This window comes from Vibrio ostreicida (genome assembly GCF_013074385.2).
GTDB lineage: Bacteria > Pseudomonadota > Gammaproteobacteria > Enterobacterales > Vibrionaceae > Vibrio > Vibrio ostreicida.
This window is the reverse complement of sequence record NZ_JABEYA020000008.1, coordinates 41854-56147: the sequence shown is the minus strand read 5'-3', so window position 1 is coordinate 56147 and position 14294 is coordinate 41854. Positions and strand designations below refer to the sequence as shown.

Here is a 14294-nt window from a genome sequence, read left to right as displayed (position 1 = left end):
ATGAAAGGGATCGGGGTTGCGGTCTTTGCTGCAATGACGCTGGCACTTATTGGATGTAAACCATCTCTAGAGCATAGAGATAAACACCCACTTCTTGTTGAGACACTGGAACTTGATGCCCCAGTGACTAGCCAGTTTCGGAGTTTTAATGGTCAGGTGATGCCCGCCGAATTGACGCCGCTTGCGTTTCGTCTTGAAGGTGAAATTTCATCGATCATGGTCAGAGAAGGGGACCGAGTTAAACAAGGGCAAGTTATTGCGCTTTTGGATGACGTTAAAGCGAGGCAAAATTTAACCGATGCGGAGGCAAAATATAATCTCGCTTTTAAACAATATAAACGTGGCCAAGAGTTGGTGACAGATAGCATGATTTCAGCGGCCGATTTAGATGTGCTAGACGCCAGTTTTAAGCTGGAAAAAGCAAACTTGAGCGCCGCTAAGTTGAATGTGCGCTATACCCGGTTGAAGGCCCCCTTTACTGGCGTAATTTCGAGTGTAGATAAGCAGAAGTATGAAAATACCAGCCCGGGAGAAACCGTCGTTTCTTTGTATCAGGCCCAAAATGTCTACGTGAAATTGAATGTCTCTGATTCAGTACTGGCGTTGCTTAAACCTGAGATGACATTAGACCGTTACCAGCCAGAGGTAACGTTTGCTGGTCACGATGGCCGCTATGCAATGACGTATCTTGAGCACACCAGCGAACGTCAGCCATCAAGTCAGACTTATGAATTTTGGCTGTCTATGCCTCAACGGGAAACGCCCATTCTGCCGGGCACCAGTGTGCAAGTCACCGTGGATTTGTTCAAAGCAGGCCTGAATCGGGTTCAAGGCTTTCAACTGCCGATGACCGCCATTGATACGGGCTCGGATCCGAAACGTTTTTTCGTTTGGAAAGTGGAAAATAATTCGGCTCGCCGTTATCCGATCATGATCAATCAAATCAATGGCTCGGGTGCCCTCATTAACGGCAGCCTTAAGGAAGGCGATATCGTCGTCAACTCCCACCTAAGTCAATTACGTGAAGGGATGAACATGGAAGGAGTACCACAGTGAATATGGCTGAATATTCTATCCGCAATAAAGTGATTAGCTGGTTGTTTTTGGTTATTCTGACCGTGGGCGGATACTTCTCCTTTATGGATTTAGGCCGCCTCGAAGATCCTGCTTTTACGATCAAAGATGCCATGATCATTTCAACCTATCCGGGGGCGACGTCCCAAGAAGTTGAAGAAGAATTGACGTATCCGTTGGAAAAAGAAATCCGTAAGCTTCCCTATATTGACCGGATAACGTCGATTTCATCCTCTGGTATGTCACAAATTATGGTGAGTATGGAAATGGTTTACGGGCCTGATGAACTTCCACAAATTTGGGATGAAATGCGGCGTAAAATCAGTGATCTGAGGCCCTCATTGCCGAGCGAAGTCAGCTCGCTTCAGATCCTTGATGATTTCGGTGATGTCTACGGCATCATGCTGATGTTGACCGGGGATGGCTACGATTTTATCGAACTGAAACGATACGCTGACTATCTGAGTCGAGAGCTCGAATTGGTTGATGGTGTAGGTAAAGTGACCATTTCGGGGGATCAGCAAGAGCAAATGTTTGTCGAGGTGTCGCTTGAGAAACTCGCAGCGTTCAATCTAGACCTTAATACGGTAGTGTCTTTACTGAGCCAGCAAAATAGTGTGCAGGCTTCAGGCGAAGTGATGGTGAATGGGCAGTCACTGATCATACGGCCGAACGGAACCATGACAACTGAACAAGGGCTCGAAGATCTGATCATACATGGGAGAGATACAGGTAACCTAATCCGCTTAAAGGATGTTGCTACTGTCTCTCGGGGTGTTGAAGAAACGCCGTCTAATGTCCTAATGTACAACGGCAAACCAGCCATTAACCTCGCGATTTCCTTTGGTTCAGGGGTCAATGTTGTTGAAGTTGGACGCGCTATTGATGCACGACTTGCGGCATTGGAGAGTATTAAACCTGCCGGGTTAGACATTGATGAGTTTTATAATCAGGCAAGGGAAGTTGATCGCTCGGTTGATGACTTTATCGTAAGCCTCGCTCAAGCGGTTGCGATCGTGATAGTGGTGCTTTTGTTCGCTATGGGCCTGCGCAGTGGTCTGATTATTGGCGCCGTATTACTTCTTACCGTCCTTGGCACCTTCATTTTAATGAAGCAGTATGATGTCGAGCTGCACCGCATTTCGTTAGGGGCATTGATTATTGCTCTAGGTATGTTGGTTGATAACGCTATTGTTGTGGTAGAGGGGATACTCGTCGGCCTAAAAAAAGGCAAATCGAAAACTCAGGCTGCGGTTGATATTGTTCGGCAAACACAATGGCCTTTGCTGGGGGCGACCGTCATTGCTATCACTGCATTTGCTCCGATTGGCCTTTCTGAAGATGCCACCGGAGAGTTTATGGGGTCCTTATTTTGGGTTCTTTGCTTTTCGTTGTTCTTAAGTTGGGTCACTGCCTTGACGTTAACGCCGTTCCTTGCCGAACTCTTACTAAAGCAACCTGACGCCCCTGCCGCTGGTGAAGAGGTAGATCCTTACAAAGGGGTTCTCTTTACGGTATTTGGCGTTGGCCTTAGGGTGGCGATCCGTTTTCGTTGGTTTACAATCATGAGCATGATCGGACTGTTGGTGATGGCGGTTGTGGCATTTGGTATGGTCAAACAATCCTTTTTTCCTCCTTCCAATACGCCGATGTTTTATATCGACATGTGGATGCCAGAGGGCACGGACATCAGAACGACGCTGGCACAAAGTAAAAAAGTTGAGCAGTACGTGCGTTCACAGCAAAACGTTGAGTTTGTCTCGACCACGACAGGCCAAGGGCTGCAACGCTTTGCGCTCACTTACGAACCGCAGAAAAGCTACTCAGCTTATAGCCAGCTTCAGGTGCGCGTAACTGATAGGGAGAAGATGTTTGCGTTGCTCACCCAGCTTGATAAAACGTTGCCAGCGATGTTTTATCAGCCGACGTTTCAGTTTAAGCTGATGGAATTTGGCCCCTCACCCGCCTCAAAGATTGAGGCTCGAATTTCAGGGCCTGATCCGAAAGTACTTCGCGCAATTGCGACTAAAGTCGAAAATATCCTCTTGGCCGATCCGGGGGCTCGTAATGTGCGCCACGATTGGCGTGAACGTACCAAAGAGTTAGTGCCTCAGTTTAACGAGTCTAAGGCACGCCGACTGGGGATCTCGAAACAAGACTTGTCGAACACATTGCAAATGGCGTTCGGTGGTGTGCCGATTGGTTTATTGAGAGACGGTACGCATCGATTACCCATCATCGCCCGTTTGCCTGAAGACGAGCGGGTTGATTTTGAGTCTTTGGCGAATGTCAGGATCTGGAGCCCTTCGCTTCAGACTTACATCCCAGTCGAGCAGGTTATTGACGGTGTGAGTCTAGAGTGGCAGGAATCCCTGATACAACGCCGTGATCGCAAGCGAACACTCACCGTTTTAGCGGACCATGATGTACTTGGCCAAGAAACGGCAGAGAGTTTATTTTCACGAATTCAGCCCAACGTTGAGGCATTAGCATTACCCGATGGTTACGAGCTGAGTTGGGGAGGTGAATATGAGTCATCTAAAGATGCCCAAAATGCGCTTTTTGGCTCACTGCCAATGGGCTACCTGATGATGTTTGTGATTACTATGCTTTTGTTTAATTCCTTCCGCAAGCCCCTAGTAATTTGGTGCACAGTGCCTTTATCCATTATTGGTGTGGCTGTCGGTCTTTTATTAACCGATATGCCTTTTAGCTTTACGGCCTTCTTAGGTCTCTTGAGCTTAAGTGGCATGATACTTAAGAATGGCATCGTGTTATTGGATCAAATAAACATCGAGCTTAGAGCAGGAAAAACGCCCTACGATGCTGTCTATGACAGTGCGATCTCACGTGTCCGTCCTGTCAGTATGGCGGCACTCACCACGATTCTGGGTATGATTCCGTTGGTTTTTGATGCCTTTTTTGGCTCTATGGCAATCACAATTATGGCAGGATTGGGCTTTGCCACCGTTCTTACCTTGATTGTTGTCCCTGTATTATTTGCGACTTTTTACCGTATACAAGCACCAGCCTAAACACTCATTTTAAAACAAAAAACTCAAAAGCTCGGCATCTGATGTCGAGCTTTTATTTTTTCTTGTTAATTTTATATTTTCCGTCCATCAAAGAATTTACCTTTTTATTATCAGATAATTGAATGGAATTGGCATCTCGAATAACCAGTTGATTATGGGTTTAATTGTTAAAATCATTAGTGGTATCATATACGGTAATCTAAGTGATTATATTTTCACATAGATCATTTCTCCATCTTAAGTAGTCCTATAGATGTGGAAAAGTACTGAGGTTGCAAAGATTCCAAAGAGTGATGAAATACGTATAAATTGAAAATATGGATAAAAAACAGAGATTTATATTTTGTTGATAATACGAGTAATAACATAAAAACCTTTAAAAACAAAGGGATATGTAAAAATAACAAAAGAGCAACATTTCATTCCGAATGCGATCCCGTTCAACTTTATAGAACTAAATTAACAAAGTGTTTGAAGTGTAATATTTAGATATTAGTTTAATAGGCAAGTAAGCAGGAAAGAATAAGCTCTAATTTCGATATTGTTAATAACCTTGGATGGTGATTTGAATAGTATCTAAATAATAACGAATGAAAATATTACATTGCTGTTAAGGATGGAGTCTCTTAATGAAAAAACTCGCTCTGATTACGGGGTCAAAAGGTGGGATCGGTTCTGCAATTTCCACCCAGTTGGTGGATGATGGTTATCGCATTATTGCCACGTATTGCACAGGTAGTTACCAATGTGCATTGGAATGGTTTAGAGAGAAAGGTTTCTCTGAAGACCAAGTTCGTCTGTTTGAGTTGGATGTGACTAATACCGATGAGTGCGCGCAGCGTTTATCTCAGTTGTTGGAAGAAGAAGGCACAGTCGATGTTGTTGTCAATAATGCGGGAATTACTCGGGATAGTGTCTTTAAGAAAATGGCATCATCCGCGTGGAAAGAGGTTATCGATACCAATTTGAACAGCGTATTTAACGTGACTCAACCCTTGTTTTCAGCCATGTGTGAAAAGGGCAATGGCCGAGTGATCAACATATCTTCTGTCAATGGGCTTAAAGGCCAGTTTGGCCAAACCAATTATTCGGCAGCTAAAGCTGGCATGATTGGATTTTCTAAGGCTCTTGCGGCTGAGGGAGCAAGAAGCGGCGTGACGGTGAACGTGGTAGCACCGGGCTATACTGGAACCCCAATGGTTGAGCAAATGAAGCCTGAAGTGCTTGATTCTATTAAAGCTCAAATTCCTATGAAGCGTCTTGCAACGCCTGAAGAAATCGCCAAGTCGGTGTCTTTCTTGGTCAGCGATGCAGGTGCATACATAACGGGTGAAACGCTGTCGGTCAACGGCGGCTTATACATGCATTAAAGGAAATCATAGAGATGGAAAAAGTTTATATCGTTGCAGCAAAGCGCACGCCTATTGGCTCTTTCGGAGGCTCTCTTAAAGATATGTCCGCTGGTCTTCTTGGTTCTATTGCTATCAAGGCAGCCTTGGAACAAGCCAGTCTTGACGCGGATCGTGTTGACGAGGTCATTGTTGGTAATGTGATTGGTGCTGGTCAGGGAATGGGGGTTGGTCGTCAAGCCTCTCTCTACGCCGGTATTCCAGATTCTGTTCCGGCTTATAGCCTGAATATGGTGTGTGGCAGTGGAATGAAAACCGTGATGGATGCGGTTAGCCATATACGTGCGGGTGACGCTTCGGTCGTGGTTGCTGCTGGGGTTGAGGTTATGTCACAAATTCCATTTTCTGTGCCTAGTACGATGCGCGATGGACACAAAATGGGCAACCTGTCCTTAACCGATTTGTTAATTAATGATGGCTTAACGGATGTTTATAACCAGTACCATATGGGGAAAACGGCGGAAAACGTCGCTCAGATGGTTGGAGTCAGTCGTGCTCAGCAAGATGAATATGCGCTGTCGAGTCAAATGAAGGCGGCCACCGCCATAGAAGCGGGCAAGTTCAAAGATGAAATCGTCGCGGTTGAAGTCAAACAACGTAAGGAAACAAAGGTATTTGATACCGATGAATACCCTAAAGCGAGTGCCACTCTAGCTGGTTTAGAAAAGCTACGTCCAGCGTTCGAAAAAGAAGGTACGGTAACCGCTGGTAATGCATCCGGCATAAACGATGGTGCCAGTGCAGTGATTGTGGTCAGTGAATCCGCGGTTAAAGCGCATGGCCTTAAGCCTCTGGCTGAAATCGTCAGTTATGCGCAGTCTGGTATTGATCCAAAAGTAATGGGACTTGGTCCAGTAGAGGCCGTGACTCAGGCGGTAACCAAAGCGGGCATCAATTTGGGTGATATTGATGTTTATGAGCTCAACGAAGCCTTTGCGGCGCAAGCGCTAGGCGTTATCCATAAACTTGCTGAGAATCATGAAGTTGGTGTTAGCTCTATTTTGGACAAAGCGAATGTTAATGGTGGAGCGATCGCACTGGGTCACCCACTGGGTGCATCAGGCAACCGCATCATCGTTTCCCTCGTGCATGAGCTCAACAGAATTCAGGGCGACTACGGAGTCGCTTCCCTTTGTGTTGGTGGTGGCATGGGCACTGCAATATTAATTAAATCAATCGCTTAATGTTTTTTGTGAAAAGTGATTAAGCGAGTCATATAAAATCTAGCCAGGAGAAAGACCTATGTATACTGATTTTTTCAAATCATTTACTGATCAAACAGAAAAGACATTTGAACCTTATGCGAAGTTCAATAAACTCATGACCAAGAATGTTGAAGTATTAACTGAGCTCCAACTTAATGCGATTCGTACTTATAGTGAAATGGGCTTGACGCAGATGAAGGCGGCGACTGAAATCAAAGACGTGACGTCTTTGACCGCATTCAACGGTCAGCAGTTGTCAGTGTTAACGAAACTCTCTCAGCAAATGATGGACGATAGCAACAAACTTCAATCAATTGCAAAAGAGTTCAAAGATGATGTTGATAATCTAACGACGGAAAACCTTAAGACAGTGACACCGGCATAACACTGATTTTTGCCGCCTTCGGGCGGTATTTTTCCGATCATAGGAGTAGAAAAATGTACCAACACTTCTTTTCGGACTACCTTGTGAAGCTTCAGGAAACCAATCAAAAGTGGTGGGAAGAGCTTGAAACAAGCAGGGAAGCCGTTAACTCTCCGCTCAACAAAGCCATGCAAGAAGTGAGTTTTGAAGACACAACAAAACTCTTCGAAAGCGCGGCTAATCAGCCCGCAGCCCTGCTGAAAATTCAGGCACAATGGTGGCAGCAGCAACTAGAAATCTGGCAAAACGTTGCGTTGGCCAAAAACAGCGAGTCCGTTGTTGAAGCTGATAAAGGTGACAAAAGATTCACCAATGAAGACTGGCATAATGATGTGTTCTACAATTTTATTAAACAGTCGTACTTACTGTTTAGTAAAACATATTTAGAGACTATCGATAGTATCGAGGGGTTGGACGAAAAAGCCAAAGAGAGACTGATTTTCTTTTCTCGTCAAGCAATCAATGCAATGTCCCCAAGCAACTATATTGCGACGAACCCTGAACTTCTCAAGATGACTCTGGAACAGAATGGAGAAAACCTTCTCGCTGGTTTGGAGCAACTAAAAGAAGATGTCGAGTCAAGCGCCGATATTCTTAAAATACGCATGACAAACAACAATGCGTTCAGAGTCGGAATTGATGTTGCCAATACGCCAGGTGATGTGGTTTTTCGCAATGAACTGTTTGAACTGATTCAATATCGACCGCTGACCGAAAAAGTGAATGCGACGCCGCTCTTGATCGTGCCACCGTTTGTCAACAAATACTATATTCTTGATCTACGTGAGAAGAACTCATTGGTTCGTTGGCTGCTTGAACAGGGTCACTCGGTCTTTATGATGTCGTGGCGCAACCCAGGAAAGGAGCAAAGTCAGCTGGAATTTGGGGACTATGTGACCGATGGGGTGGCAAAAGCCGTATCGGCGATAGAAGACATTACGGGTCAGGAGCAAATCAACGCAGCAGGTTACTGCATTGGTGGTACCGTGTTGGCCAGTACCATCGCTTATTACGCAGCAAAGCGAATGAAAAAGCGCATTAAGAGTGCAACGTTTTTCACTACGCTATTGGACTTTTCTCAACCAGGCGAAGTCGGGGCCTACATCAACGAAACCATTGTGAGCGCCATTGAAGCTCAGAATAAGTCCAAAGGGTATATGGATGGGCGCTCTCTCAGCGTGACGTTCAGCTTGCTGCGTGAAAATAGTTTGTACTGGAATTATTACGTTGATAATTATCTCAAAGGTAAAAGCCCTGTCGATTTTGACTTGTTATACTGGAATAGCGACAGCACCAATGTGAGTTCGGCGTGTCACAACTTTATGTTGAGAGATCTATACCTCAATAACAAGTTGATCGAAGATAAAGGTGTCAAAATTGGTGGTGTTTGGATTGATCTCAATAAGATAAAAATTCCTAGCTACTTTGTTTCGACGAAGGAAGACCATATTGCGCTATGGCAAGGGACTTATCGTGGTGCGCTCAATGTTGGGGGCAACAAAACGTTCGTTCTGGGTGAGTCTGGGCATATTGCCGGTATTGTGAATCATCCGCTTAAGAACAAATATGGTTTCTGGACCAATGATAACCTAGATGAAAAAGCCGATGAATGGTTGAGCAATGCGAAACATACTGAAGGTTCTTGGTGGGTCCATTGGCATGACTGGCTTTTGAGTTTTAACCCAAGCGAGCAAGTTGAACCGTTTATGGTAGGGAGTGAACAATTTACAGTAATGGGCTCCGCACCTGGTGACTACGTTAAGCAGGTACTTCCGGTGAAAGAAACGGTCACCAACTGATTGATAAGAGCGAAATAAACAAGACCCTGAGCCATTGACTCGGGGTTTTTTTATTGCTTTGATTAATTGGGCTAGGACGTGTTCACTATGCATCAGCGCATGGGGCGACGGTGGCTAATTTGGAATCGAACAAAGGAGCAGGGATGAAAACAATTGGCATTATTGGTGGCATGAGCTGGGAATCAACCGCAACGTATTACCATCATATCAACCGAACGATCAATGAGCTTCAAGGTGGATTACACAGTGCGAAATTGATTCTAAACAGCGTCGATTTTGCCGAAATTGAGCGGTTACAACATCAGGGCAATTGGGGAGAAACTGCGGTGATCTTGAGTGAAGCGGCAAAGTCACTGGAAAGAGCAGGGGCGGACTTTATTGTGATTGCGACCAATACGATGCACAAAGTTGCCAATGAGGTGGAAGAAGCGACGTCTCTCCCGTTACTGCATATTGCCGACGCAACAGGGCAGGTATTGCGAGAGAATAATATCAGTAAAGTTGGGTTGCTTGGTACCTCATTCACTATGGAGCAGATGTTTTATAAGCAACGTTTAACAGAAAAGTTTGGTATTGAAGTGATTGTACCAAATGGCGTGCAACGTCGACTCGTGCATGATGTGATATACAACGAGCTATGTTTGGGCAAAATTAATACCATGTCTAAAGATGATTACAAAGCGATTATTGACGATTTGGCCGAATTAGGTGCACAAGGTGTCATTCTTGGGTGTACAGAAATTGGGTTGTTGATTGGAGAAGGGGATTCCCATATGCCGTTGTTTGATACGGCAAAAATTCATGCGCTGGCGGCGGCGAAAGCCGCACTCAGTGACGTGTAATCACCCGCGAACGTCGGTGGTTGAAGGCCATCAAGAAGCTGTCATTGATCGGTGAGGCCAGCTGCTGGCCTCACCGCGTTGTTAAAAATTGAATTGACCCAGTTTGGTTTGAATAATGTGGTCAGCGATGTATTGATGCGTCGCGGTGGTGGGGTGAGTTACGCCCCAAAACACGTATTTGTCTGATCCGTGATAGGCACAATCATCCGTAAGATCATGGCGATAGAGATAGTCCATGGATGAATTTCTGTTGATATTCAAACAAGGCTCGGTTGAGTTCTCGAAACCATGCTGCTGCGGATGAGTGGTGATTTTTTCAAAAGTATCATGGGCATCGTAGAGAACAACATTGAGTCCTTTATCTTGATACAGCAGTGCTTGCTCGGCGATAAAGGCATTAAAATCAATAATTTTTTGTCTAACCGTGGCCACTGTCTCAGGTGTTGTGTATTTGAATTGAGGGGCTTTAGTGGCATCGGGTAACGTGAATAACAGTATATTTCGGGTACCGGTTTCGGTCAGTCGAATGAGGGCACTGCTAAGGTCGGCCTTGACGTCTGCAACCTCTCGTTGGTAATTCATGAAGTCATTTAAACCGAACTCCAATGTGATTAAGCTGTTGTCCGGATTATAGTGCTTGGCCATCTTCATATAGGTTAGGAAAGAGGTGACCTGATCGTATATTCCGGTTAACGCGACGTATTGATTGGTGCCTGCAGCACCGCCTACGGACCAATTATACAGTGGGACCTCTTTACTCTTGGCTAGGTATTCTGTCCAAACTAATCCATTGGAAAAGTGCCCCAAAAACCATGAATCTCGGTTAGGGAATACCCATTGAGAGCCGTTGTACAAGTTTCCTGTATCAGACAAGCTGTCACCAAACGCGATAATACGGTTGATCTTCGCATTAGGAGACATGTCGTTCGTCCAGATACTGTGGTTGTACGAAAATCGGTTATCCGAAGCATAATAAAGAATATCCGCTGAGGCGTGAGTGACACCTAAAGTATCTATGCATCGTTGTTCGATTTCGTTTTGGCTCGTTTGAGTAAAAAACATATTCTTGAATGAAACTGACGACCACCAATAGCCTTCTATGGTGTAGTTGTCACCATGCTCGTCTTTTGCCCATTCCCAATCAGTGGAAGGATCATCGTGATTGTGAGCCGGTCTGTACCAGCATCGGACATAGGTATAGGTTTGGTTTGCCTGAACTTGAGAAGTGTTGCTCGCGCTTACGCCCTGTATGTTTAATGGGGCTGCTTGTATTAAAGCAGGGACCATCATTATTAAGCCAGCAAAAAATAATCTGATCTTTATCATTATTCACTTCCTCTTGACTGTAGAGCATTTACTCATCTTTGATGACACAGTTCGCGTGCCACAGTCAAAATAATCCGTGAATAAATGCTCCGATAGTGGATGAGAATCAAACTTTACACATTATTGATCACTTAATCATTAAGGTTGAATGTTGTTCGAATTGATTGATATGCAACCATAGCAATCGGTTTCCTGTGGGTTTTGACTTTGGGCGGGTTTGGAATAACCTAACAGTCTCGGTATAAAACGGTGAGCTAGGTGGGTTTTTAGGGGACAAAAAAAAGAGCGCAACCTCTGTTGCGCTCTGCTTAGACTCCGTCTGAGTCGTTAAGGAAGGTCGTTATAAATCAACACTAATCATGCTGGTGGCTTTATCACCATTGCTGTCCATAACGGTAAGTTTAACTTCGTGTTTTCCGTAACTTGGGAAAATGGAAGTAAACATGCGGCCACGTTTGATCTTCCCGTTGGGTAATACCCATTCCGTATCAACGATTCTGCCATCTTCATCAGAGCTGGTTGACCACATCGTGACCCAGCGACCTAGGTGAATGTAGTTTGCCGAGACGGTTGGTAAAATATTGTCAGCTTCAACCACAATGTTTTCGGAAGCGGTGTGCTGATCGCCTTGGTCGTCGGTGACTGTCAAAGATACGGTGTAGCTTCCGTCATTCAGGTAGCTCCACTTAGGTGCTTCATCGGTACTGGATTGGCCATTACCAAAGTCCCAAAGATAGCTGACGATAGTCCCATCACTGTCAGAACTTGTGTTTTTCGCCGCAACGTTAAGTCCATCTGTTGACAAAGTAAAAGCGGCGACTGGCAATTGATTTGGAGCCTCAGCCTTTGATACCTTGATAACACCGTAGGTATTATCACTACTTTGATTAATGACTTCTATTTGAACGCCATGTTCGGTAAGAAGACGGCCAGCGTCTGCGGCTTGTGGGTTCGAGTAATCTTGATTGTCGGCAAAATAAGCGTTGCCGATGAGGCTCACATCTTCAAGTATGTCACCGTCTTTGTTTTCCAATTTCATGGCTTGTTGATCGTTAAGTGAGAATGCCGCATCACGAACCTGATAGCGAGTCTGTGCCGCCTCTTTCGAATCAGCCCAGATCATGGCATTTTGATCCGCATCGACCACACCAAGCCAGCCTTCACCTGGGTGCTTGCCTACCCAGTTATCAGTGTGAGAATCATCGACGTACCAAACAATCAAGCCAGGGTCAAACGACATCATTTGGCCAAAGCGCTTAATGTTGTTTAGACCTTCATCGACATCATTGTGGCTTCGCCATTGAAGCAAATAGTAGTGCTCTGATTGGTTAAAACCATCATTGAGGCGGAAACCATTGAAAGTAAATTCGGTGCTGCCCTCTGCGTTGTCTATCAATGTTGTCGTGCCATCGGCAACAACCGAGAGGTTATCGACATGCAGACCTTCCATGGCTAAGCCACCGTCAGTGACATAATCGAAACTCAGCGTTACGCTTTGCCCAGCCCATGGTGAGAGATCAAATTCCGCGTCAACCCAACCTGTTGATTCACCTGAAATCGCGGGAACTAAACCGGTCTTATTAGGATCGTCCATGGTGGTAATTGTGCCCGCAATGGCTTGCCCATTGATGAGTACACGGGCAAAATCATAGTCTTTTTCGATTTGATACCAAGCTTTGAAGACAAGGTTCACCTGAGTGCCTTGAGGCAAGGTTATCTGGCGGGACATCGTATTTTTGAGGTCGTCTCCTTTTCCTGAATGGAAACTGTAAGTGCCTTCGAACGGTTTATGCCCTTCTGTACGCTTGATGGGCAAATCAACACGCACCATGTTTGGCTTATCGTTGTCGATTGTTTGGTGCAGAGTAATTTCTGTGCCTTGGGTTGTTAAGTCATCAAGTGAGATGGTTTGGTTACTGATCCATTTACCGCCGATCGACTCTTGTAAGAACTGTTTGGCCCATGAACTGAAAGCAGTAGGTTGTGTGCCACCGATTTTGCCTGCCCAACTGCCCGAAGACATGATAGACCAATACGAAACGGGCTCACCTTTACCTGTGTACTGGGTATCGTATTCATCGGGAAGCCCAAGATCATGGCCATATTCATGAGCACAAACGCCCGCCGCTGCATCAATGGGTTGAATGGTGTAATCAAAGGCGGCATATTTACCATCAAAGCGACCAGGTACGGTGCTTGTCGTGCCTTCCAAGGCATGATACTGACCTAGATTATAGCGATGCGACCAAATGGCATCATCACCTAAGACACCACCACCGGCTTCTTCACCCACAGAGGGGTGGAACACCATCAGGTGATCAATGACACCATCAGGTTCACGAAAATTTCCATCACCATCGTAGTCATAGCGATCTTCGATATCATAGTCGGCTAGGTTGATACTGGGGTCTTGTGCAAGTTGATTAAGAGCTTCACGAACCAGTTCCTGAGCGTTCATGTCATTATCGGTATCGGCTGAATTACCACCATAGAAAGACGCATTTTTTGAAGCTCTGTACCAGCCCGCGGCTTGACCAGCGACGCTATAGCTATTACCTGATTCACTCTCATAATACTGGCGCATTGATATCAGGTTTTCTCCGTTAGGCCCTGTGTAGCCAGAACCGGAAAAGAGGAGATTTTGATAATGCTCTGGTGGGTAGTTTTCATACAGCATTTCTGTATGCTCAGAAGTGAGCCTGTTTTCATTCCATGGGAGATCAGGAAAATCAACCAGTAGCGCCAAGACTTTATCTGTGCGCTTTTGTGATAAATCGAAAGCGAACGCATGGGCTTTATGGTGACCTTTATTGACCTCAATGGACTTAAGGATCTTGGCTCTTTGCTCGAGCGCTTTTTTACCAAACTGGGCATCACCTTTAAAGCCGTTGTTTAGCTTTGTGTTCAGATAGCGGTCAAGTGCGACTTGCTGTTCGGTCACTGATGCATTTTGTTCAAGAGTGCCTTTTCGAACCAGCATCTCGATAATTTTTTCTTCATTCATCACACCTAAATCAATGGGTGTTTTGGCGTGCCCGCTGACACTAAAGAAGGTCATCACTGCTGTTGCTAGCAGTGTTTTTTTCATAGGAATCATATTATTTCCTTATTATTTTGATTGCCAACTTCCACTTAATAAAGTGGGTATAACGTTGCGTGAACAACTATATCCCGAGCAAG

General features: G+C 45.2%; 9 protein-coding genes. 7 read left to right on the top strand and 2 right to left on the bottom strand.

The genetic code is table 11. The features are described from left to right. The 7 genes from HLM86_RS12610 to HLM86_RS12580 all read left to right on the top strand — a co-directional run bounded on the left by HLM86_RS12610 (position 1) and on the right by HLM86_RS12580 (position 9788). Entirely contained in the window at positions 1–1056 is a 1056-nt protein-coding gene (locus HLM86_RS12610) for an efflux RND transporter periplasmic adaptor subunit (protein ID WP_170883029.1), read from the top strand. Next, on the top strand, positions 1053–4109 hold the full coding sequence (locus tag HLM86_RS12605; RefSeq protein ID WP_076590324.1) for an efflux RND transporter permease subunit: 3057 nt from the start codon (positions 1053–1055) through the stop codon (positions 4107–4109). Before HLM86_RS12610 ends, HLM86_RS12605 begins: the two co-directional genes overlap by 4 nt. Before the next feature lie 629 nt (positions 4110–4738). Beyond that, positions 4739–5479 (top strand): SDR family oxidoreductase, encoded by a 741-nt coding sequence (locus tag HLM86_RS12600; protein WP_076590325.1) that lies wholly within the window; start codon positions 4739–4741, stop codon positions 5477–5479. A gap of 14 nt (positions 5480–5493) precedes the next feature. Then, a complete protein-coding gene (locus tag HLM86_RS12595; protein ID WP_076590326.1) occupies positions 5494–6702 on the top strand; it encodes an acetyl-CoA C-acetyltransferase in 1209 nt (402 codons plus the stop codon). Positions 6703–6760: 58 nt separating this feature from the next. Next, a complete protein-coding gene (locus HLM86_RS12590) occupies positions 6761–7108 on the top strand; it encodes a phasin family protein (protein ID WP_076590327.1) in 348 nt (115 codons plus the stop codon). A 53-nt stretch (positions 7109–7161) separates the two neighbouring features. After that, entirely contained in the window at positions 7162–8946 is a 1785-nt protein-coding gene (phaC, locus tag HLM86_RS12585) for a class I poly(R)-hydroxyalkanoic acid synthase (RefSeq protein ID WP_170883028.1), read from the top strand. Between the two features lie 143 nt (positions 8947–9089). Continuing rightward, the gene (locus HLM86_RS12580) at positions 9090–9788 is read left to right on the top strand and encodes an aspartate/glutamate racemase family protein (RefSeq protein ID WP_170883026.1); all 699 of its coding nucleotides are present in this window, start codon (positions 9090–9092) and stop codon (positions 9786–9788) included. Between the two features lie 81 nt (positions 9789–9869). On the opposite strand, the gene HLM86_RS12575 is transcribed toward HLM86_RS12580, so the two are convergent. Both HLM86_RS12575 and HLM86_RS12570 read right to left on the bottom strand, forming a co-directional pair. After that, positions 9870–11078, bottom strand: a complete 1209-nt coding sequence (locus HLM86_RS12575) for an SGNH/GDSL hydrolase family protein (RefSeq protein WP_390226015.1) — start codon at positions 11076–11078, stop codon at positions 9870–9872. Between the two features lie 376 nt (positions 11079–11454). Then, positions 11455–14211, bottom strand: coding sequence for an immune inhibitor A domain-containing protein (locus HLM86_RS12570; protein ID WP_170883022.1), 2757 nt, complete (start codon positions 14209–14211; stop codon positions 11455–11457). Between the last annotated feature and the right edge of the window lie 83 nt (positions 14212–14294).

Bases quoted from the DNA above. Each gene is read 5' to 3' on its own strand.
- HLM86_RS12610 (WP_170883029.1), top strand. From the start codon at position 1: ATGAAAGGGATCGGGGTTGCGGTCTTTGCTGCAATGACGCTGGCACTT.
- HLM86_RS12600 (WP_076590325.1), top strand. From the start codon at position 4,739: ATGAAAAAACTCGCTCTGATTACGGGGTCAAAAGGTGGGATCGGTTCT.
- HLM86_RS12595 (WP_076590326.1), top strand. From the start codon at position 5,494: ATGGAAAAAGTTTATATCGTTGCAGCAAAGCGCACGCCTATTGGCTCT.
- HLM86_RS12590 (WP_076590327.1), top strand. From the start codon at position 6,761: ATGTATACTGATTTTTTCAAATCATTTACTGATCAAACAGAAAAGACA.
- phaC (WP_170883028.1), top strand. From the start codon at position 7,162: ATGTACCAACACTTCTTTTCGGACTACCTTGTGAAGCTTCAGGAAACC.
- HLM86_RS12580 (WP_170883026.1), top strand. From the start codon at position 9,090: ATGAAAACAATTGGCATTATTGGTGGCATGAGCTGGGAATCAACCGCA.
- HLM86_RS12575 (WP_390226015.1), bottom strand. From the start codon at position 11,078: ATGATGGTCCCTGCTTTAATACAAGCAGCCCCATTAAACATACAGGGC.
- HLM86_RS12570 (WP_170883022.1), bottom strand. From the start codon at position 14,211: ATGATTCCTATGAAAAAAACACTGCTAGCAACAGCAGTGATGACCTTC.